We start from the raw sequence: 20,837 nt of genomic DNA on the forward strand, positions 1-20,837 counted from the left end.
CTAAGAGAAGGTGAGATTTAAATGAGTCTAGTTAAAAAAGGTGCTGCTCTATTAATGGTAGCAACAATGGCATTATCTAGTGCAGCTTGTTCAAATAGTAAAACAGAGGGAAAACCTGAAGTACAGGCAAAAGTAGCACCAGTTGAAAAAAATGGTGATAAAACTGTAATTCGCTTCTGGCATGCGATGGGTGGAAAAACACAAGGAGTATTAGATGGTCTTGTTGCAGACTATAATAAGTCGCAAAATAAATATGAGATAAAGGCAGAGTTCCAAGGGACATATGAAGAGTCTTTAACGAAATTTAGAACGATGTCTGCAACGAAAGAAGCGCCAGCTCTTGTTCAATCGAGTGAAATTACAACGAAATATATGATTGATAGCAAAAAAATCACACCAATTGATAGCTGGATAAAAAAAGATAAGTACGATACGTCAAAATTAGAAAAAGCAATTACAAATTATTATTCAGTTGATGGAAAAATGTATTCTATGCCATTTAATTCATCTACACCAGTATTAATTTATAATAAAGATGCTTTTGCAAAGGCGGGCTTAGATCCAGAGAAAGCTCCAAAAACATATGCGGAATTACAAGAAGCAGCGAAAAAGTTAACGATTAAAGAAGGCGGAAATGTAAAACAATATGGATTCTCCATGCTTAACTACGGTTGGTTCTTTGAAGAATTGTTAGCGACACAAGGTGCTTTATATGTAGATAACGAAAACGGCCGTAAAGATGCTGCAAAGAAGGCGGTATTTAACGGTAAAGAAGGACAGAAAGTATTTGGAATGTTAGATGATTTAAATAAAGCTGGCGCACTTGGAAAGTATGGAGCAAGTTGGGATGATATTCGTGCCGCGTTCCAATCTGGACAAGTTGCTATGTATTTAGATTCTTCAGCAGGTGTTCGTGATTTAATCGATGCATCTAAGTTTAATGTAGGTGTTTCATATATTCCGTATCCTGAGGATTCGAAACAAAATGGTGTTGTTATTGGTGGAGCATCATTATGGATGACGAATATGGTTTCAGAAGAAACGCAACAAGGTGCTTGGGACTTTATGAAATATTTAACGAAGCCAGACGTACAAGCAAAATGGCATACTGCAACAGGTTATTTCTCAATTAATCCAGATGCATATAATGAGCCATTAGTAAAAGAGCAATATGAAAAATATCCACAGTTGAAAGTAACAGTAGATCAATTGCAAGCGACGAAGCAATCTCCAGCAACACAAGGGGCTTTAATTAGTGTATTCCCAGAATCACGAGATGCAGTTGTAAAAGCATTAGAAGCGATGTATGACGGGAAGAATAGTAAAGAAGCGTTAGATGAAGCTGCCAAAGCAACAGATAGAGCAATTAGCATTTCAGCTCGTACGAGTCAAAAATAAGAGAAAGCCGTATCCTTAAAAGGGATACGGCTTTCTTTATAGGGAGATAAGGGATCAAAGAAATGATGAAGTCTTATCTCTTTTATATGAGTAAAGGGTCTAGAGTGAATGTTGTCCTTTTCATTATTTATTTAACTCCATTGCGACTTGTTTACCATTTACGAAAACCTCTACTACCGCTACTACAACTTCCATTACTTTTTTCATCTCTCATCTCTCCTTATTTTTTGTTTCATTTCTTACTCTCAGTATAAGGAAATACAGTAATTACAACTATCGAATTGGATGACAAGAGACTTACATTGTTGTAAGGATAATAGTTTAGTTTGTAATAAAGTGAAACTGTAATCAGTGGGGGGCTTACTGCCCGTTAATGCGGGATTTCAATTCTGAACTTTCTGTCGTTTTGAACTATAATTAGAAAGAGGGGGGATAATATGAAAAGAATTCTTGTTATTAGTGATATTCATGGAGAGATAGAAAAGTTCGAACATTTATTGGAAGAAGCTCAATATGATGCGAAACAGGATCAATTAATCTTACTGGGAGATTATGTAGATCGTGGTCCAAATGCGCGTGCTGTAATTGAAAAGGTAAGAGAATTGAAAAAAGATGGAGCACTCATTTTAAAAGGAAATCATGAAGATATGATGATTAAGGCGTTAACGACAAATGAGGAACGTTCATGGAACCATTGGGTAAAAAGAAATGGTGGAGATAAGACATTATATAGCTATGGATTTGTAGAAGAAGATATTGCGGTTAATGAGAAAGACTTCCAAAAACCGATTTTACACTCTCGTGTATTAGAGGAACATATAAAGTTTATTCAAGAATTAGATCATTACATTGAAACAGAAGAGTATATATTTGTACATGCTGGGGTTGAACCGATGAAACGAGTTTCTGAATCTGAACCATATACATTAATGTGGATCCGTAATGAATTTCATAATGGATATAGCGGTGAAAAGGTTATTGTATTTGGGCATACGGAAACAAAAACGCTTCATGGTAGTGAGGATTGCGGAGTGTATTTTGGTAGTAATCGTATTATTGGGATTGATGGCGGGGCTGTGTATGGCGGTCAGCTAAATTGTTTAGAGTTGCCGAGTAAAAAGGTATATGTAATAAAAAATTGAAAGAGATAAGAGGAATCTTATTTCTTTCAATTTTTTATTAAGCTAAATTTAAGACAAAGTTTTTATAATAAAACTTCAAAATTTTAGAAGGAAATAGTTAAAAATGAAATTACGTAATGTAACTACATTCTTTTGTTATGAAGAGAAGAAATGTAATAATAAATAGAATTGAACTATTTGATGGAAGGTGAGAGCATGCGTTTACTTGTAGTAGAAGATAATGCTTCGTTATTAGAGTCTATCGTACAAATTTTACGTGATGAATTTGAAGTAGATACGGCAATAAATGGAGAAGATGGATTGTTTTTAGCTCTTCAAAATATATATGATGCAATTTTGCTGGATGTGATGATGCCAGGGATGGACGGATTTGAAGTGATTCAAAAAATACGAGATGAAAAGATTGAAACACCAGTCCTGTTTTTGACAGCGAGAGATTCTTTAGAAGATCGGGTGAAGGGATTGGACTTTGGTGGAGATGACTATATTGTTAAGCCATTTCAGGCCCCTGAATTAAAAGCGAGAATTCGTGCTTTACTACGCAGAAGTGGTAGTTTAACAACGCAGCAAACAATTCGCTATAAAGGCATTGAATTGTTCGGAAAAGATAAAGATGTTCAAGTAGATGGAAAAGGTATGAAGTTATCATTAAAACAATATGAGCTTCTAGAGTACCTTGTTCAAAATAGCGGAAAGATTTTAATGCGTGAACAAATTTTTGATCGTGTTTGGGGATTTGATTCAGATACTACAGTAGCGATTGTAGAAGTGTATGTGCATCATTTACGTAAAAAATTAGAGCCATTCGGTTATCAGAAAGATATTCAAACCGTTCGAGGTATTGGATATATATTAAAAGAACAATGAAAAAAGGAAGTATGTTTCAAAAAACACGCATTCGTTTGACTATAGTGAACTCATTAGTATTTATTCTATTAATAGGTATATTAGGCAGTATTATTTATTCGTACACATACAAGCGTATTTATAGTGAAGTAGATCAATCTATAAAAATGATAGCTCAGTATAGAGAAAAATTAGATGTTAAAGTACCACCAAGAAAACGCATGGAGAATATCCAAATTGGAGATCCGCGAGTAACTAGAATAACTTGGAATGGGAAAATAGTGAAAATAGAGGGCGATAACCGTAAATTCCGTTCTATTTTTGAAGAGAATTTGGAAAGTTTTTCTCCCGAAAAATTAGAGGAGTTACAAGATATTGAAGTACAAGGACGATATTTTAGAGCATTTTCGCTTCAAAAAGATGGAGAAATAGTTCAAATCGTGCGAGATATAACAGCGGAAGAAGGAATGTTAAATACTTTATTTTTAATTCTCGTTATAGGTTGTAGCATAGGAAGCCTCTGTGCGATAGGTATTGGCTTTTTCCTAGCTGGTAGAGCACTCGTACCTATTCAAAGTTCATGGGAGAAACAGCAACAATTCGTTTCTGATGCATCACATGAACTCAGGACACCACTTGCAGTTATTCAATCAAAAACGGATGTTTTATTCCAGTCACCATCCGCTACGATAGAAGAAAAAGCGATGGATATTTCTACAATTTCAAAAGAATGTAGGCGGTTATCGAAACTCGTTAGTAATTTATTATTGCTAGCACGTTCTGATTCTAATCAAATTGAGATGGATAAGAAAACATTTGAACTTGATAAATTGTTAGAAGAAATAGTAGCTCCATATAAAGAGATTGCTTCTTATCAAGAAAAAGAAATGATGCTAAAAGTAGAACGTGGTGTATCTTTTATGGGGGATAGAGAGCGGATTCATCAAATGATGGTCATACTGTTAGATAATGCGATGAAATATACAAACGAAGGTGGGCATATTCAAATTGATTGCACGCAAACGAGTAGTTCAATTCGCATACAGGTGAAAGATGACGGGATAGGAGTGAAAGAAGAAGATATTCCGAAATTATTTGATCGTTTTTATCAAGGGGATAAAGCAAGAAGTACGTCAGAAGGAGCTGGATTAGGTCTTTCAATCGCAAATTGGATTGTAGAAAAGCATTACGGAAAAATATCAGTAGAGAGCAAATGGGGAGATGGCACTTGTTTTGAAGTGATTTTCCCTAAAAACCAAAAAATATAAGTAAGAAGACGACCTTGTTTTTACAAGGTCGTCTTTTTTTAAGGGAAAGTTAAGAAACTATTTATATTATGTATGGCATAAAGAAAGTTCGTTACATGAAGAAGAGACTAGGTGTATGTGAGTGGGGTTTATCAATCATAATGTTATCTCAAGCAGCGATGAGATGTATGTATAGTATTAAAAAAACTAGGGGAATGATGGGAAAGAAAGTATAAGAGGGAGGAATTAATTTTGAAAAAGAAAATGATGACGGTATTCACTATTGGAGTAATGAGTTTAAGTATATTAGGGGGTGCCTCTCCTTCTGAAACACAAAAAGGAAAGACAGATTACACGCAGCGCAGTAAAGAACAATTGAACAATGGTAAGATACATGCAGTGCATACAGAAGAAAAAGCAGAGAAACTAGGTATTGAAACGGAAGGAAAAGAACAAATTATACTAGAAAAAGAAATTCATGAAACAGAAGTAGGAAGGGAAGCAGAGCAGTTAGGCATATCGGTTGAAGGAAAAGATGTTGGGACGCTGTCAGAAGAAATCTATGAAACAAAAGTAAAGCAAGAAGCGTTAAAGCTAGGTATATCTATAGAGAATACATCAATTGTAGATTTAATTACTCAAATTAATGCGATTAAAATTAAAGATGAAGCAGATAAATTAGGTATTTCGACAGACGGAAAAGAAATCGAAGACATCGCGGAAGAAATCTACGGAAAGAAAGTAAGAGAAGAAGCAGAAAAGCTAGACATTTCTCAAAAAGGAAAAGAAATTGAAGAGTTAGCACAAGAAGTGTACGAACAAAAAGTACAAGAAGAAGCAAAAAAACATCATATTGATTTGTATGGTAAAGATATATATCAAATATTAAGAGAAATTAATGAACAAAAGGTGCTACAAATGGCAGATGAGCTTAATATGGATAAAATGAATATGAATATTCAAGAGTTAGCGGAAAAGATAAAAAAAGATCAGCCTGAAAAAGGAAAAGAACTAAATTTTGTACCGATGGTACGAACGGATGCTGACGCATTTTATTCTTATTTAACGAATTAATAAGGGTGTGAAAGCGATAAGAAAATTGAAGTGGTATATATGTACAGCTTTACTAGGTGCAGCAATATGGAGTGTATATACAAATGGAATTCCAAAGTATGTAGAGAAGTTAACATTCTCAAATATACAAAGAGGAAAAGAAACGGAGTTTAGTAATAACGATGAAAAAGTCATCTTATCAAATGTTCCCTTAATTCAGCAGTTACCAGAATTGGATAGAGGCTGTGAAGTGACGAGTTTAGCGATGATGTTACAATACGCTGGTGTTTCAGTGGATAAGATGACATTAGCAAATGAAATAAAAAAAGTTGATTTTATAGACGATGGTGTGCGCGGGAATCCAAATGAAGGATTTGTAGGTAATATTTATACATTTTCTGAATCGGGATATGGTGTATATCATGGGCCACTCTTTCAGTTAGCGGAAAAATATTTACCTAATAAAGCTGTAGACTTAACAGGGAAGAATATAGAAGAAATTTATAAGAGTATAAAAGCAGGGCAACCTGTAGTCATGATCACAAATGCAACATTTGCACCATTAGATGCAGATGAATTTACTACATGGGAAACAAATAGTGGAGATGTTTCTATTACGTATAATGAACATTGTATTGTACTTATCGGGTATGATCAGGAATCTGTATATATTCGAGATCCACTTGAGGGTAGCTTAGATGTAAAAGTACCGAGAGAAACCTTTGAACAGGCATGGGCGCAAATGGGAAGTCAGGCAATTAGTTATGTAAAGAGCGTCAAATAAATTAGGACGAAGAGTTTTAGTAATATGACTATAAGGCGAAGGATAAAGATTTGAGGATTATAAGAGAAGTTTTATAGAGTATAAGCTGTTAAGAAATAAGAGAACTTTAGTATATATAATGCTAAAGTTCTCTTATTTTTATGATTAAAATACGTATAAGGAGTGAATATGCAAAAATGCATAATTGACGAAAAATTTACATGTTATCATTATATATTGTTTTATATATGTTAATTGTATAAAATGACACAAGTATCCACATTACATAAAGGAGGCTTATTATGCAAAAAATATTTAACTGGGTTAAATGTATGAGTATCAATAAAAAATTAATCATTTCATTTTTTATTATTTTAACTATACCAGGAATTATTATCGGTGGTGTTTCATATCAAACTGCCAAAACAAATTTTGAGCATCAAATGACAGATAAGGCAAAGGAGAATATTTCGATTTTAAATACTGTTATTTCTCAAAATATAGAAGAGAAATTTGTTGATGCGACGTACTTTGCAGACATCTTAACAGAGGATACATATCTAAATGGACAAGAAGAAATAGTAAGAACGAAGTTAGCACAATATATAAAGCTTCATCCAGAAGTAGAAGGTATTTATATTGGAACAGAGACGGGAAAGTTTATAAGAGAACCATTTATTCAAATGGCTGATGGGTATAATCCAACAGATAGATCTTGGTATAAAGAAGCACATGAAAATAAAGGGAAAGTAATTGTTACTGCGCCATATCAGTCAGCATCTACAAAAAATATGGTAGTGACGATTGCGAAAGAAGTAAAAGATGGTAAAGGTGTTATAGGAATTAATTTAAATTTAGATAACATCTTAAAAATTTCCAAAATGATTAACATTGGTGAAAAAGGTTATGCAGTTATTTTAGATCAAAATAAGCAAATTGTTAGTCATCCATCTAGAAAACCAGGTGCAAAAGTTACTGATCCTTGGATTAAACCAATTTATGAAGATAAACAAGGAAATGTGTCTTATACAGAACAAGATGATAAAAAGAATTTAATCTTTGCAACAAATGAGAAAACGGGCTGGAAAGTAGTTGGCGTTATGTTTGATGAAGAAATTACCCAAGCTGCGAATCCAGTATTTTACAAGACTTTTATTGTTATTGCTATCGCTATTGCATTTGGTAGTGTATTAATTTATTTCATTACAAAGTCTATTACAAGGCCATTACGAAAAATAGCCGAATCGGCATATAAAATTAGTAAGGGAGATTTAACAGAGAAAATTACAATCCATTCCAAGGATGACATAGGGAAATTAGGGAATTCATTTAATGAAATGTCTACGTCTTTACAAGATGTTATTACCCAAATTAGCTTTTCAGCAGAACATGTTGCAGCATCGGCAGAAGAGTTAACAGCGAGCGTACAGCAAGCAAATGATGCGACAGATCAAATTACAATTGCAATGGAACAAGTATCAGGTGGGGCTGAATCACAAAGTCAAGGTGTTGAAGAAGGTGCGGCTACATTGCAACAAGTAAATACAGCAATTCAAGATGTAACTGGAAGCGCAGAGTCAATTTCTATTTCTTCATTACATGCGCGAGAAAGAGCTGAAGAGGGAGAAGATTTAGTTGAACAAACTGCAAAACAAATGCAGTCTATTTCTAGGTCGGTATCCGAGTCAGATGCTATTATTAAACTGCTTGATGAGAAATCAAAGCAAGTAGGAACTATTTCTGAAGCAATTCAAAACATCGCAACTCAAACAAACTTATTAGCTTTAAATGCGGCTATTGAAGCAGCAAGAGCAGGTGAACAGGGACGAGGATTTGCTATTGTAGCAGATGAGGTTAGAAAATTAGCAGAGCAATCAGGAGAGTCATCTGGAGAGATTGCAAATTTAATTGCAGAAATTAAGGCGGATATTGAACATACTGTTAAGGCAATGGATAATGTGAATGGAGAAGTTCAACAAGGCCTTGATGTTGTAACAAAAACGAAAGTAAGTTTTACGGAAATTTTAAGTTCTACTACACATATTGTTTCTCAAGTTAATCAAATGGTAGAAACAACGAAGAGAATTGCTGGAGATGCAAATGAAGTGACAAATGCTATTGATGAAATTGCAGCTGCTGCAGAAGAAAATACAGCTAGTATGCAAAGTGTTGCAGCTTCAACAGAAGAACAGGTTAATTCCATGGAGGAAATTAGTTCAGCTTCGCAAAACTTAGCTGAGATGGCAGAAGAACTACAAGCGATGACTAGTAAATTTAAAGTATAATAACAGCAGATAAGTAAGGTGAAAATAATATCACCTTACTTATTTTTCTATTCAGCAATTAGGGGAGTCATTAACGGGATGAAAAAAAGAAGAAGACTATGGAATTTATGGAAAACGATTACATTGTTAGTTTGTACAGTTGTAATTTTTTCTTTACTTGTGACAGATATATTAATTAGTCATAATGTAGAACGGACGACGGAGGATAGCCAAGCAGAGAAGGCAAAAACAATTGCACACATTGTGGCGAATGATTCGATTGTAATCGATGGTTTGGTTGGGAAAGCAGATACCTCTGCAATCCAAACGTATACAAATAGAATATTACAAAACACAGGTGTTCAGTTTATTGTAGTTATGGACATGAATGGAATAAGAAAGTCACATCCAAATCCTCAAAAAATAGGGCATCATTTTATTGGGGGAGATGAAGGGCCTGCATTGAAAGGAAAAGAACATGTATCGTTAGCAGAAGGAACTTTAGGTATTTCCATGCGAGTGTTTGTACCAATATTTTCTGAAACAGGTGAACAACTTGGAGCTGTGGCTGTTGGTATTTCAGCAGATAATGTAAAAGAAAGAGTTAAGGAAAGTAGACATATCATTTATATTGGTGTCGGAGTTGGTGTATTAGTCGGAATTATAGGAGCAATATTGCTAGCTAGACATATAAAGAAAAGTTTATTCGGTCTTGAGCCGCACAGGATAGCAAAAATTCTTGAAGAAAGAAATACGATGCTACAATCTGTAAAGGAAGGTATTATTGCTGTAGATAAAGAGGCTAGAGTAACATTAATTAATAATGAAGCGAAACGTCTATTTAAAAAAAGCGGACTTGAAGAAGATTTTATCGGTAAAGATGTTGAGTTGTATATGCCAAATTCACGTATAAAAGAAGTATTGCAAACGGGAGAAGTACAATTAAACGAAGAACAAAATATTTATGGAATTACGATTGTGACGAATCGAGTTCCTTTATATGTAAAAGGAGAAATAGTTGGTGCAATTGCAACATTTCGTGATAAAACAGAGATTAGAAAACTAGCAGAGGAACTAACTGGTATTAGACTATATGCAGAAGCATTACGGGCACAATCTCATGAGTTTATGAATAAGATGCATGTCGTATTAGGGCTTACACATATGAAGCAGTATGAAGAATTACAGAAGTATATAAGCGGCATGGTATCAGAGCATCAATATGAAATTGGTGGAGTTATGAAAAGAATAAAAAGTCCAGTATTTGCTGGTTTTTTACTAGGTAAGCTCAGCTATGCTAGAGAGAAAAATATAAAATTAATTATAAGTGAAGATTCTTATATGCCGGAAATAGATGATGAAAGTATTACTCATGAACTTATTACGATTGTCGGAAATTTAATTGATAATGCATTAGAGGCAGTTACGAATTGTGAAAAGAAGCAAGTTGAAGTTAAGATACAACATGGGGATATACTAACTATTACAGTACAAGATACGGGAAAAGGTATACAAGAAAAAGAAATAGAGCAATTATTTACGAAAGGTTATTCCACAAAGGGAGATAACCGCGGTTATGGTTTGTATCTTGTAAAAGAAAGTATACAGCGAATAAATGGGGAAATTCATATGCATTCATTAGTAGGTAAGGGAACAACGATAACAATTGAAATACCTAAAGGTAGGGATGAGAGGCAAATATGATTAAAGTTTTAATTGTAGAAGATGACCCGATGGTAGCAATGCTAAATACGCATTATTTAGAGCAAGTAGGAGGATTTGAACTTGTTCAAGCAGTTAACTCAGTAAAGTCGGCGATCGAAATATTAGAGAAATCACGAGTAGATTTAGTATTACTTGATATTTTTATGCCTGAAGAGACTGGTTTTGAGCTTTTAATGTATATCCGGAACCAAGAAAAAGAAATTGATATTATAATGATTTCAGCTGTACATGATATGGGAAGTATTAAAAAAGCATTACAATATGGTGTAGTAGATTATTTAATTAAACCATTTACATTTGAACGATTTAAAGAGGCATTAACTATATATCGAGAAAAACTTACTTTCATGAAAGAACAACAAAAAATTAGTCAATCGGAATTAGATTCGTTAATTTTACAAAAAGAAAAAAGGGAGCCTACTGTCACGAAAGAGCTTCCGAAAGGGTTAACGAAGCAAACGTTGCAATTAATTTGGCAGAAGATCGAGTCGTTGAATGGAAGAGTGTTTACAACAGATGAAATGGCACAATTAGTTGGAATTTCAAGAGTTTCTATTCGAAAATATGTAATGTTTTTGACTGACATTGGAGTGTTAGAAAACGAAATGATGTACCAACATGTGGGCAGACCTGTAAGTAAATTAAGATGTGTTGATCAAAAGAAAATAGAGTTTTACGTATAAGCGACTTAATATAAGTCGCTTATACTTTTTTTAATTACAAAATCAATTACAAAACTTACAAAAACTATTTTTACTATTGAAAGCGTTTTAATATTGTTATTAAGAAAACGAGGGGGTGCCATATGGGAATTCAAAAGAATGTGGAAGCGGTATCATTTTCTGAAGGAAATGAAGTACAAAGAGAATCTTTCGCTTCTAAAATTATGAATGTAAAAATCGGTGTTATACCTTTACCGTTATATGTAGTATTGGCTGCTATTATTTATGGGGCATCTGTATATAATAAATTGCCAGCAGATATGATTGGTGGATTTGCAGTTATTATGATCATGGGGATTTTCTTAGGCGATATTGGGATGAGAATTCCAATTTTAAAAAATATCGGCGGTCCAGCAATACTTTCGTTATTTATTCCATCATTACTTGTATTTTTTAACTGGATGAATCCAGCTTCAATGGAAGCTGCGACTATGTTAATGAAAAAATCGAACTTTTTATATTTATATATTTCTTGTTTAGTAGTCGGAAGTATTTTAGGAATGAACCGTAAAGTGTTAGTACAAGGTTTCGTTCGCATGTTTATTCCTTTAGTAGTAGGGACGTTAGCTTCTGTAGCAGTAGGGTTATTGGTCGGTTCATTATTTGGATTTGAAATGAAGCACACATTCTTCTTTATCATCGTACCAATTGTGAGTGGTGGTATCGGGGAAGGGATTTTACCATTGTCGCTAGCTTATAGTGATATTTTAAATGAATCATCAGCGACGTTTGTATCACAGCTTATTCCAGCAGCTATTATTGGAAATATGTTCGCAATTGTAAGTGCAGGGTATATGAAGCGTTTAGGTGAGAAGAAACCGGAGCTTAGTGGTAACGGTGTATTAGTGAAAACAGACAATCAAGCAGAATTATTAAAAGAACAAAATACAGAGAAGCCAATTGACTTCTCATTAATGGGAGCAGGTTTATTAATTGCGTGTACGTTCTTCATCTTTGGAGGATTTGCTTCTAAGTTCATCGGTATTCCTGGGGCAATCATTATGATTTTTTCAGCAGCACTTGTGAAATACTTTAAATTAATGCCAGCAAAAATGGAGCAAGGAGCATTCCATTTATATAAATTTATTTCGAAGAATTTAACTTGGCCTTTAATGGTTGGATTAGGATTGCTATATATTCCGTTAAAAGACGTAGCAGCAGTTCTTTCAGTAGGATATGTTGTTGTGTGCGCATCGGTTGTTCTTACAATGGTAGCATCAGGTTTTCTTGTAGGGAAAGTGATGAAGATGTATCCAGTTGAATCGGCGATTGTAACTGGATGTCATAGCGGTTTAGGCGGAACTGGAGATGTTGCTATTTTATCGGCTTCAAATCGTATGGAATTAATGCCGTTCGCGCAAATTTCAACTCGTTTAGGCGGGGCGGCAATGGTTGTAACGGCGACAATATTATTAAAAATGTTTTCATGATCAAACAAGCTAGCTATATTCGTATAGCTAGCTTGTCAAATTAAGGGGAGATTATAAGTATGTTAGCAAATGAAATTAATGAAAGATCATTGTTATTGCATAAAGAATTAGTAGGAAAAATTGAAATTACAAGTAAAGTGGAGGTAAATTCAGCGGATGATTTAAGCCTGACGTATACACCAGGTGTAGCGGAGTCGTGTAAAGCGATTGCGGCAGATGAAGAAACAGTGTATGACTATACAGCACGTGGCAATATGGTGGCAGTTGTTTCAGATGGAACAGCGGTACTCGGTTTAGGAAACATTGGACCGAAAGCCGCTATGCCTGTTATGGAAGGAAAAAGTATTTTGTTTAAGAAGTTTGCGAATGTAGATGCTTTCCCATTATGTTTAGGCACAACGGATGTAGATGAAATCGTTACCCTTGTAAAAAATTTAGAGCCTACATTTGCAGGGATTAATTTAGAAGATATTGCAGCACCGCGTTGTTTTGAAATTGAAAAACGATTAAAAGAAGAAACGAATATTCCTGTATTCCATGATGATCAACATGGAACAGCTATTGTCGTTTTAGCAGCTGTTATTAATGCATTAAAAGTTGTTAGCAAACAAATGGATAATGTGAAAATCGTTATTAACGGTGCGGGTTCGGCAGGAATTGCAATTGGAAAATTATTATTAAAGGCTGGTGCAAAGCACATTACGCTAGTTAGCCTAGAAGGTATTGTTTGTGAAGGTGAAACATGGATGAACGAAGCACAAATTGAAGTTTCAAAAAAGACAAATCGTGAACATGTGCGTGGAACGTTAAAAGAAGCAATTCACCAAGCTGATATTTTTATTGGCGTATCTGCTCCTAACGTATTAACGAAAGAACTTGTACAGACGATGAATGAGAAAGCAATTGTGTTTGCAATGGCGAATCCAATTCCAGAAATCTTCCCTGAGGATGCATTAGAGGCTGGGGCAGCTGTAGTAGGAACTGGACGCTCGGATTATGCGAATCAAGTAAATAATGTATTGGCGTTTCCCGGAATATTCCGCGGTGCGTTAGATGTGCGCGCAACTGATATTACAGAAGAGATGAAATTAGCGGCAGCATATGGGATCGCTAACATCATTACTGATGAAGAACGTAATGCGAATTATGTAATCCCGAATCCATTAGATAAAAGAGTTGTTCCAAGTGTTGCAGAAGCAGTAGCGAAAGCAGCTATTGATTCAGGCGTGGCACAAATTACGAAAATACCACGTTATTAATAGCGAAAAGCAGTGCCTAAAAGGCACTGCTTTTTTGAGATAAGAAATCAAAATAATGAAGAAGTGTAGAATTATTTATGTTTCTTCACTATTTATTTAATTCCATTGCAACTTGTTTACCATTCACTAAAACCTCAGTTACTGCTACGATCACTTCTATCATTTTTTTCATCTCTCATCTCTCCTCGTTTCATTTCTTACTTTAAGTATAAGAGAAGAGAGATAATTCAACTATCGAAGTACATGACGTAGAAATTACATTGTTGTAAGAAAGTGGTTTATTTTTGTCACTTTACTCAGCAGTGATTACAAACTGATCATAATATTTTTCATTCACATATATATTTAATAACCATAATCCAGATGAAGGTAGTGACATAGTGAGAGGGAGTTCGTTTGTAGTAGAATCGATTGTATTTGAAGTAGTCCAAGTTTGTTTGGAAGTTTCTTTTTGAAAGAGTACTTGTGTCGGAGTTACAGATCCTTGTTTTAGCGCAATAATAGACAATTTTCCAGTTGGTATTTCAGAATCTAGAAAGTGCCACATTATTTCATTTTGTTCATTTGCGATAATAGGACTATCAGCCATTGCGACTTTACCTTCGATGCCTTTTAAAGGCATTTTTCCTTCTACGAAAGAAGGTGTTTCTTCCCAATTTACATCTTTTAAAACACTAAGGTGAAAGAAGGAAGGTGCGTTCACTTGAGTGGATGACGTTGCTATTACGTCTTTTTTTTGTTCTTTTGAATCCGGTTGCGTTTGTGTGCATCCAGTGATGAGGAAGGAGAGAAGTAGCATAGTTCCGATTTTTTTCATGGTGCCACACTCCTAGTTTTTATTGTTAGTGTAATTGTATTTGCTAGAAGGCGGGACAATTCCTTTAAAGTATAAAAAGAGGTCGTAAGTTTTGTACGACCTCTTTTGACATTTTTATCCCGTAAAAGCCCGATTGGTGTAGGTTAATAATTAGTGGGAGATAGTCCCCACTAATTAAAGTTTCATTTTATATTTGTTCCGTTGTATAGGTTGGTTCGGTTTCTTTTTGAGGCATCGTCAAAAAAATAACGGACAGAACGATACATACGCCGCCTAATAATTGATATGTTCCAAAAGATTCATTTAGCCAAGTGATTGAAACGATGGCAGCTACAAGGGGTTCAATGCTAGATAAAATGCTTGTTTCTGTTGCTGCTAAATATTTAAGACTACCGATATATAGAAGGAAAGAAAGGGTACCACTAATAATGATAAGAATAAGCATAGAAAAAGTTTTTAGTGTAAGGGTTTGTGAAAATTGATTCCACCCGAATGAACGATTATAAATAAGTAGTGCAATTCCTCCGATTAACATCCCCCAACCAATTACTACAGTTGTCCCGCATTCTTTAATGAGAGAAGCCGGATGAAGGGTATAAAATGCAAATCCGATTGCTGTTAATAGTCCAAAAATAATAGCTTCTTTGGATAAAACAATATTTTCAATTGAGCCATTTGTAATAATAAAGTATGTTCCTATTAGCGCGGCTATAATTGCGAATAGTTGCATGGAAGCAGGGAATTTTCTTTGTTCAAATGCAACATACATGGTAATAAGAACAGGACCTAGAAATTGAAATAGCGTTGCTGTGACTGCATTACTAATATGAACCGTTTCGATAAAGGCGTATTGCGCACCGAGCATGCCGAGAATAGAGAAAATAATAAGTTGTATAGAATATCTAGGGTGTTTCCAAATTTGAAATATGTTTTGTTTCTTTATAAGTAAGAAAGACAAAATAAATATTCCTGCAAGCAACAATCGAATTGTTAAAAAATCAATTGAGGATACATTAGTATGTTGAAATAGCCACTGAATCATTGGACCAGATAATCCCCATAATGTAGCCCCTGTAATAATCATAATGAGTCCGATACGTCTACCATTGTTCATTATCATGTTTCTCCTCTCCAGTATTTGATTTTTTATGTGTGACATGATAAAAGGAATTATATATAACTTCTGGTACTGTAAAAAGTATCAGATTTTAGTTTTATTAAGGGGTCAGATATTATGTTAGAATTAACGCCTAATTTAAATGTGAATAGTAAAAAGGCATTGTATGTGCAATTGTATGAGTATATAAAAAAAGAAATTAAAGATGGATCGATTGTCCCTTTTACGAAATTACCGGCTAAGCGAAAGTTAGCGATACATTTACAAGTAAGTAAAAATACAGTAGAGGCAGCGTACGAACAATTACTTGCAGAAGGTTATATTGAGTCGATATCGAGAAAAGGTTATTTTGTATGCAAGATTGAGCAAATGGTTCATATAGAGGATAGCGGAGATAGAATAGAAGAAGTACCGTTTCAGGAGAAGAGTTATAAATTTGATTTTACACAAACAGGAATTGATACAAATGCTTTTCCATTCAATATGTATCGGAAAATTGTAAATGAAATATGGCAGCCGCATAATAACGAACTTCTCTTTCTAGGACACCCTCAAGGAGAAGCGAGCTTAAGAGAAGAGATTACGAATTATTTGTATGAATCTAGAGGTGTACGTTGTTCAGCTAGTCAAATTGTATTAGGAGCGGGAACACAAATATTAGTGAAACTATTGTTTCAATTGTTAAAGGGAAGCAATTATGCAGTTGAAAACCCAGGATATCATAGAAAGATGGTTGTTTTTGAACAGGGAGAAGCAAGAGTCCAAATGTTATCTTTAGATAGAGATGGAATTTGTATTGCAGATTTAGAAAATAGCAATGCGAATGTTGTATTTGTTACACCTTCCCATCAGTTTCCATATGGAATGATTATGCCTATTACGAGAAGGATGCAGCTTTTACAATGGGCAAAGAAAGAAGAGAGCAGGTATATTATTGAAGATGATTACGATAGTGAATTTCGCTATTCTGGAAAGCCTATACCGGCGCTGCAAGGGTTAGATACAGAGGGGAAAGTTATTTATATGGGGACGCTATCTAAAGCATTATTGCCATCGCTACGGATGAGCTATATGGTGTTGCCGAAGAAATTAATTAAAAAGTATCAACAGCAATATTTATTTTATACACAAAGTGTTTCAAGAATGGACCAAGAAGTGATTAGAAGATTTTTAAATGAAGGCTATTGGGAAAAACATATTCATAAAATGCGTGTCGTCTACCGAAAGAAGAGAGATCGACTTGTTTTTGAAATAGAGAAATATTTCTCTAATCGTGTTGAAGTGATAGGAGAAGATTCGGGATTACACATTTTATTAAAAGTGCATAATAGAATGCGGGAAGAAGAATTAATTCAAGAAGCTGCGAAACATAGTATCAAAATATATCCTGTGTCTACGTACTATAAAGACGGTACGGCGCCTGAGAATGTAGTTTTACTTGGGTTTGCGATATTATCAGAGGAAGAAATTGCGAAAGCGATTCAATTATTACACACGGCATGGTTTACAAGAAAGTAAAAAACATCCTCCAAACATGAGGATGTTTTTTATTATTTATTTTCATCTAAGAATAAGACCATATGCTCTTCGTCCCAATATTGTCCGTTATATTTTAATGAACGTTCTTGTACACCGAATGTTTTAAAACCTAATGATTCATAAAGTTTTTTCGCTCCATCGTTGCCAACAACAACATCAAGCATAACTTGTTCTACTTCTAAAGATTTAGCAAGCTCAAGACATTCTTTAATAAGTGCTTTTCCTGCTCCAAGTCCGCGCGCTTTTGGAGATACATATACAGAACCGATTTTAGCTTTATGTTCTTGTTTTACATATGGTTTCGTTTCCAGTGTTGCAACCCCGATTAATTTTCCATCTTTAAATGCACCTAGCGTATAGTTTTCATCTTGTGCTAATTTTTGTGCTTTATATTCAATCGCACACTCTTTATTAATAATATCTTCATAAGAAGAGCTGAATGCTTCAGGGTTTTGCTTTAATCCTTCTACGCGAAGTTCTAAGTAAATTTCTGCTTCGTCTTTTGTTAATACATGGATATCCAATTATATCACCCTCCAAATCTTTGCAAATGTACCTTTATTTTATATTGAAATAAGAATAATTTCAAAAGCTTAGCTTATATGAGCTGTTTTTATGAACAAAATAACACCAGTAGTGTTTACTACTACTGGTGTTTTCACACGCATATTATTCAAAAGGTAGCTCGATTATAAAGTTTGTTCCCGCTCCTAATTGGCTTGTTACTAGAATAGAACCGTTATGCAATTCTACAATTTCCTTTGCAACAGCTAGCCCGATACCTTTTCCGCCTGTAGCTCGTGTTCTAGATTTATCGACACGATAAAAACGGTCAAATATATGCGGGATATCTTCTTCAGGAATACCTTCACCTTCATCTTGTACACTTATTGTAAAAGAATCTGTTTTTGTAAGTACACGTATCGTAATGGCTGTGTTTTCTGGCGAATGTTGATAAGCGTTGTGTAATAAATTTAACATAACTTGTTCCATACGTCTTTCGTCTATACAAACTTCTAAATCATCTTTGCAATATACATGAAGTTGCATTTGCTTATTTGTTAATGTTGTTTTTGTTTTTTCTACCATTCGTTCTAAAAATGGCTGAAGAAGCACTTTTTGTTTTTTTATAACAAATTGGTGTTGTTCTAATTGTACAAGCATAAATAAATCTTGGACGAGATCGGTTACACTATCCGTTTCATCCTCAATAATTTGTAAGTATTCTTCTCGCTCCTCTTTGGTTAAAGAGTCTCTCTTTGCTACCTTCGCATAACCTTTCATATAGGTCAATGGAGTTAATAGTTCATGAGCGACACTAGCGAGAAATTCATTGCGCTCTTTTTTCATATACGTAAGTTCACTCGATAAATCTTCAATTGTTTTTGCTAAACTTCCGAGTTCATCATTTCGTTTAATACCTAATTGAATTGGCTTGTTTAATTTTGACATTTTTTCTGTCGCTCTCTTCATTTTTACAAGTGGTTCTGTAATAACGCGTGAAAAAACAAAGACAGAAATTGTTGTTAAAATAATTGTTAAAACGCTAATGATAAGAAATTGGTTCATGAGTTTAAGTAACATATTTTCTAGGAAAGATGTTTTTAATAACATATATAGCTTTCCTTGAAACTTTGTTGTGTTAAGTGGGCTTACTGTTGTGATGAACTTTGATTTTTTCCAGTTCCTTTCAACGACCAATCCGCCGTCTGGGACAGTTTCTGTTTTACAAGTAAGTTGTTTTTGCATATCTTTTGTTACGGGTTCTGAGGTGGAAATAATTTTGCCGTTATGGTCAGTAATAATGATAGCTATATCGGAGTTAGAAATTGATTCCGATTCAACTAAGTGTGCAGCCTCATTCGTAATATCGAACTCAGGGTACACAGGACGTTTAGGATTTTTATTATGTTCAGCGTGTTTCATTTCTTTATAATATTCATCCCGTCTCTCGCGGCTTTTAATTTTTTTACTATAGCGATTACCTTTCTCTAAAAGAGCATCTGTTTCCTCTACAATACGCATTTTTGAAAGGCTTTTATAAAAAGATACGAAAGCAATTGTTTCAATACATAAAGCTAATATTAAAAAGTATGTCCCAATTTTAAGGGAAAGTTTACTCATTTTTTCACCATACCTTATTCATAATAAAGAGTCAGTGGTATACGATTTCCCACTGACCGAAGTAATTATTCACTTTTCCATTTATATCCGACTTTATAGACCGTTTCTAGGTAATCTTCAATCGGAAATCCTTTTTTGCGTAGTTTATCACGGATATTACGAATGTGTGAGTCAATTGTTCTATATTCGATATCTGTTTCATAGCCCCAAATTTTTTCGATTAAATCATCTCGGCTATAAGCGCGGTTTGTATTTTGTAAAAATAGTCCGAGTAACGAAAATTCGATAGGAGTTAATGAGATTTTTTCATCATAAACTGTGACAGTATGTTTCGTTTTATCCCACTCAATACCATTGAAACTAACAAAGCCATCTTTTTTTGTACGGCGTAATATAGCCTCGATTCGTGCGACTAATACATGCTCATCAAATGGTTTTGTAATATAATCATCTGCGCCCATCGTGAGGCCTTTCACCATATCGTAGTTTTGGTTGCGAGCTGTTAACATAATGATAGGAACGTTGGAAATTTGACGAATTTGATAGCAAGTATCCCATCCATCCATACTTGGCATCATAACATCTAATAAAATAATATCGAATTCTTTTTGTTCGATTAATTTTAGTGCTTCAAGGCCAGAGGTAGCTTTCATACAAAAATAGCCGCGAGGGCTTAAGAACAGATCTAATAATCGTAACATACGTTCTTCATCGTCTACTAATAAAATTTTTACCATAATCTTGTGCACCCCAAACTGTTCATTCTACTTGTATAGTTTACATGAAAATAATAAAAAACTCTTTTTATGTGATTGAATGGAGGGCTGATTTTTTCGCTCAGAGTAATTGACATAAAAAATGCACTAGTTTTGCACAACTATTTTTTATAATAGAAAACGTAGCGACACAAAATACCCTATGTTGCGACATAACGTCATGTCATTTTATTTATAAAATGACAATTCCATTCTATTGTGTATGTGAGATAGAGAGGGTTTTCGTATTCACCTCGCATCGGATAAGAAAAATTTCCTATCTCACACTTTTTTTAAAAGGAGATCATACACATGAATTCAAAAGAAGAAATTTCAAAAAAAGAAAAGCAAGATCGTAATACGGTTGTCATGTGCGTTGCCGTATCTATGGTTATTATTATAAGTTGCGTAAATAAAATTTTGGGGATTTTATAATATAAAAAAAGCTGATTGCTTCTTAAGAAGCAATCAGCTTTTTTCATTGTTAGGGGGAGTGTTCATATAATAAACCAAGGTAAAATTGCTAATCCAGAAGTTACAATTGCTGTAGTAAATATTAAAAGCATAGCTCGTTTGTTTTGTTTCATGTCACATTCTCCTCTACATATCAAGTACATGCGATCAGCGTGGGATGTA

18 protein-coding genes are annotated in these 20,837 nt (G+C 34.3%); 13 read left to right on the plus strand and 5 right to left on the minus strand.

The features are described from left to right. Positions 1-21 precede the first annotated feature (21 nt). The 11 genes from V7S45_RS02965 to V7S45_RS03015 all read left to right on the plus strand — a co-directional run bounded on the left by V7S45_RS02965 (position 22) and on the right by V7S45_RS03015 (position 13,849). Positions 22-1,398 (plus strand): ABC transporter substrate-binding protein, encoded by a 1,377-nt coding sequence (locus V7S45_RS02965; protein WP_000060609.1) that lies wholly within the window; start codon positions 22-24, stop codon positions 1,396-1,398. Between the two features lie 437 nt (positions 1,399-1,835). Then, a complete protein-coding gene (locus V7S45_RS02970) occupies positions 1,836-2,540 on the plus strand; it encodes a metallophosphoesterase family protein (RefSeq protein WP_000821949.1) in 705 nt (234 codons plus the stop codon). 195 nt (positions 2,541-2,735) lie between these two features. Continuing rightward, entirely contained in the window at positions 2,736-3,407 is a 672-nt protein-coding gene (locus tag V7S45_RS02975) for a response regulator transcription factor (RefSeq protein ID WP_001238621.1), read from the plus strand. Next, entirely contained in the window at positions 3,404-4,654 is a 1,251-nt protein-coding gene (locus tag V7S45_RS02980; protein WP_086404038.1) for a HAMP domain-containing sensor histidine kinase, read from the plus strand. Before V7S45_RS02975 ends, V7S45_RS02980 begins: the two co-directional genes overlap by 4 nt. A gap of 231 nt (positions 4,655-4,885) precedes the next feature. After that, a complete protein-coding gene (locus V7S45_RS02985) occupies positions 4,886-5,707 on the plus strand; it encodes a hypothetical protein (RefSeq protein ID WP_025687624.1) in 822 nt (273 codons plus the stop codon). A 7-nt stretch (positions 5,708-5,714) separates the two neighbouring features. Then, entirely contained in the window at positions 5,715-6,470 is a 756-nt protein-coding gene (locus V7S45_RS02990) for a C39 family peptidase (protein WP_002023225.1), read from the plus strand. 281 nt (positions 6,471-6,751) lie between these two features. Continuing rightward, positions 6,752-8,734 (plus strand): methyl-accepting chemotaxis protein, encoded by a 1,983-nt coding sequence (locus V7S45_RS02995; protein WP_025687625.1) that lies wholly within the window; start codon positions 6,752-6,754, stop codon positions 8,732-8,734. Between the two features lie 78 nt (positions 8,735-8,812). Then, positions 8,813-10,417, plus strand: coding sequence for a sensor histidine kinase (locus V7S45_RS03000; protein WP_025687626.1), 1,605 nt, complete (start codon positions 8,813-8,815; stop codon positions 10,415-10,417). Next, positions 10,414-11,121 carry a response regulator gene (locus tag V7S45_RS03005; protein WP_000598666.1) on the plus strand — a complete coding sequence of 236 codons (708 nt, stop codon included), beginning with the start codon at positions 10,414-10,416 and terminating at the stop codon, positions 11,119-11,121. Before V7S45_RS03000 ends, V7S45_RS03005 begins: the two co-directional genes overlap by 4 nt. Before the next feature lie 122 nt (positions 11,122-11,243). Continuing rightward, complete coding sequence (locus V7S45_RS03010) at positions 11,244-12,590, plus strand: 2-hydroxycarboxylate transporter family protein (RefSeq protein ID WP_000512722.1); 1,347 nt, start codon at positions 11,244-11,246, stop codon at positions 12,588-12,590. Between the two features lie 59 nt (positions 12,591-12,649). Next, positions 12,650-13,849 (plus strand): malic enzyme-like NAD(P)-binding protein, encoded by a 1,200-nt coding sequence (locus V7S45_RS03015; protein ID WP_025687627.1) that lies wholly within the window; start codon positions 12,650-12,652, stop codon positions 13,847-13,849. Between the two features lie 292 nt (positions 13,850-14,141). Here V7S45_RS03015 and V7S45_RS03020 read toward each other — a convergent pair whose 3' ends face one another. Beyond that, entirely contained in the window at positions 14,142-14,666 is a 525-nt protein-coding gene (locus tag V7S45_RS03020) for a DUF4871 domain-containing protein (protein ID WP_000719692.1), read from the minus strand. Positions 14,667-14,853: 187 nt separating this feature from the next. After that, complete coding sequence (locus tag V7S45_RS03025) at positions 14,854-15,780, minus strand: DMT family transporter (RefSeq protein WP_001059054.1); 927 nt, start codon at positions 15,778-15,780, stop codon at positions 14,854-14,856. A 120-nt stretch (positions 15,781-15,900) separates the two neighbouring features. Here V7S45_RS03025 and V7S45_RS03030 point away from each other — a divergent pair, with 120 nt between their 5' ends. Further along, complete coding sequence (locus V7S45_RS03030) at positions 15,901-17,301, plus strand: PLP-dependent aminotransferase family protein (RefSeq protein WP_000891920.1); 1,401 nt, start codon at positions 15,901-15,903, stop codon at positions 17,299-17,301. A 32-nt stretch (positions 17,302-17,333) separates the two neighbouring features. On the opposite strand, the gene V7S45_RS03035 is transcribed toward V7S45_RS03030, so the two are convergent. The 3 genes from V7S45_RS03035 to V7S45_RS03045 all read right to left on the minus strand — a co-directional run bounded on the left by V7S45_RS03035 (position 17,334) and on the right by V7S45_RS03045 (position 20,183). Then, positions 17,334-17,846, minus strand: a complete 513-nt coding sequence (locus V7S45_RS03035; RefSeq protein WP_000351212.1) for a GNAT family N-acetyltransferase — start codon at positions 17,844-17,846, stop codon at positions 17,334-17,336. A gap of 145 nt (positions 17,847-17,991) precedes the next feature. Further along, the gene (locus V7S45_RS03040) at positions 17,992-19,446 is read right to left on the minus strand and encodes a HAMP domain-containing sensor histidine kinase (protein WP_000041023.1); all 1,455 of its coding nucleotides are present in this window, start codon (positions 19,444-19,446) and stop codon (positions 17,992-17,994) included. A 65-nt stretch (positions 19,447-19,511) separates the two neighbouring features. Further along, positions 19,512-20,183: a response regulator transcription factor gene (locus V7S45_RS03045; protein ID WP_000238957.1), complete on the minus strand. Its 672-nt coding sequence runs from the start codon at positions 20,181-20,183 to the stop codon at positions 19,512-19,514. A 330-nt stretch (positions 20,184-20,513) separates the two neighbouring features. Between V7S45_RS03045 and V7S45_RS03050 the strand changes: the two genes are divergently transcribed. Beyond that, positions 20,514-20,636, plus strand: coding sequence for a hypothetical protein (locus V7S45_RS03050; protein WP_001085006.1), 123 nt, complete (start codon positions 20,514-20,516; stop codon positions 20,634-20,636). The last annotated feature ends 201 nt before the right edge of the window (positions 20,637-20,837 follow it).

The organism is Bacillus sp. BR3(2024) (assembly GCF_039134555.1).
Classification (GTDB): domain Bacteria; phylum Bacillota; class Bacilli; order Bacillales; family Bacillaceae_G; genus Bacillus_A; species Bacillus_A cereus.

Bases quoted from the DNA above. Each gene is read 5' to 3' on its own strand.
- V7S45_RS02965 (WP_000060609.1), top strand. From the start codon at position 22: ATGAGTCTAGTTAAAAAAGGTGCTGCTCTATTAATGGTAGCAACAATG.
- V7S45_RS02970 (WP_000821949.1), top strand. From the start codon at position 1,836: ATGAAAAGAATTCTTGTTATTAGTGATATTCATGGAGAGATAGAAAAG.
- V7S45_RS02975 (WP_001238621.1), top strand. From the start codon at position 2,736: ATGCGTTTACTTGTAGTAGAAGATAATGCTTCGTTATTAGAGTCTATC.
- V7S45_RS02980 (WP_086404038.1), top strand. From the start codon at position 3,404: ATGAAAAAAGGAAGTATGTTTCAAAAAACACGCATTCGTTTGACTATA.
- V7S45_RS02995 (WP_025687625.1), top strand. From the start codon at position 6,752: ATGCAAAAAATATTTAACTGGGTTAAATGTATGAGTATCAATAAAAAA.
- V7S45_RS03000 (WP_025687626.1), top strand. From the start codon at position 8,813: ATGAAAAAAAGAAGAAGACTATGGAATTTATGGAAAACGATTACATTG.
- V7S45_RS03005 (WP_000598666.1), top strand. From the start codon at position 10,414: ATGATTAAAGTTTTAATTGTAGAAGATGACCCGATGGTAGCAATGCTA.
- V7S45_RS03010 (WP_000512722.1), top strand. From the start codon at position 11,244: ATGGGAATTCAAAAGAATGTGGAAGCGGTATCATTTTCTGAAGGAAAT.
- V7S45_RS03015 (WP_025687627.1), top strand. From the start codon at position 12,650: ATGTTAGCAAATGAAATTAATGAAAGATCATTGTTATTGCATAAAGAA.
- V7S45_RS03020 (WP_000719692.1), bottom strand. From the start codon at position 14,666: ATGAAAAAAATCGGAACTATGCTACTTCTCTCCTTCCTCATCACTGGA.
- V7S45_RS03025 (WP_001059054.1), bottom strand. From the start codon at position 15,780: ATGAACAATGGTAGACGTATCGGACTCATTATGATTATTACAGGGGCT.
- V7S45_RS03030 (WP_000891920.1), top strand. From the start codon at position 15,901: ATGTTAGAATTAACGCCTAATTTAAATGTGAATAGTAAAAAGGCATTG.
- V7S45_RS03040 (WP_000041023.1), bottom strand. From the start codon at position 19,446: ATGAGTAAACTTTCCCTTAAAATTGGGACATACTTTTTAATATTAGCT.
- V7S45_RS03045 (WP_000238957.1), bottom strand. From the start codon at position 20,183: ATGGTAAAAATTTTATTAGTAGACGATGAAGAACGTATGTTACGATTA.
- V7S45_RS03050 (WP_001085006.1), top strand. From the start codon at position 20,514: ATGAATTCAAAAGAAGAAATTTCAAAAAAAGAAAAGCAAGATCGTAAT.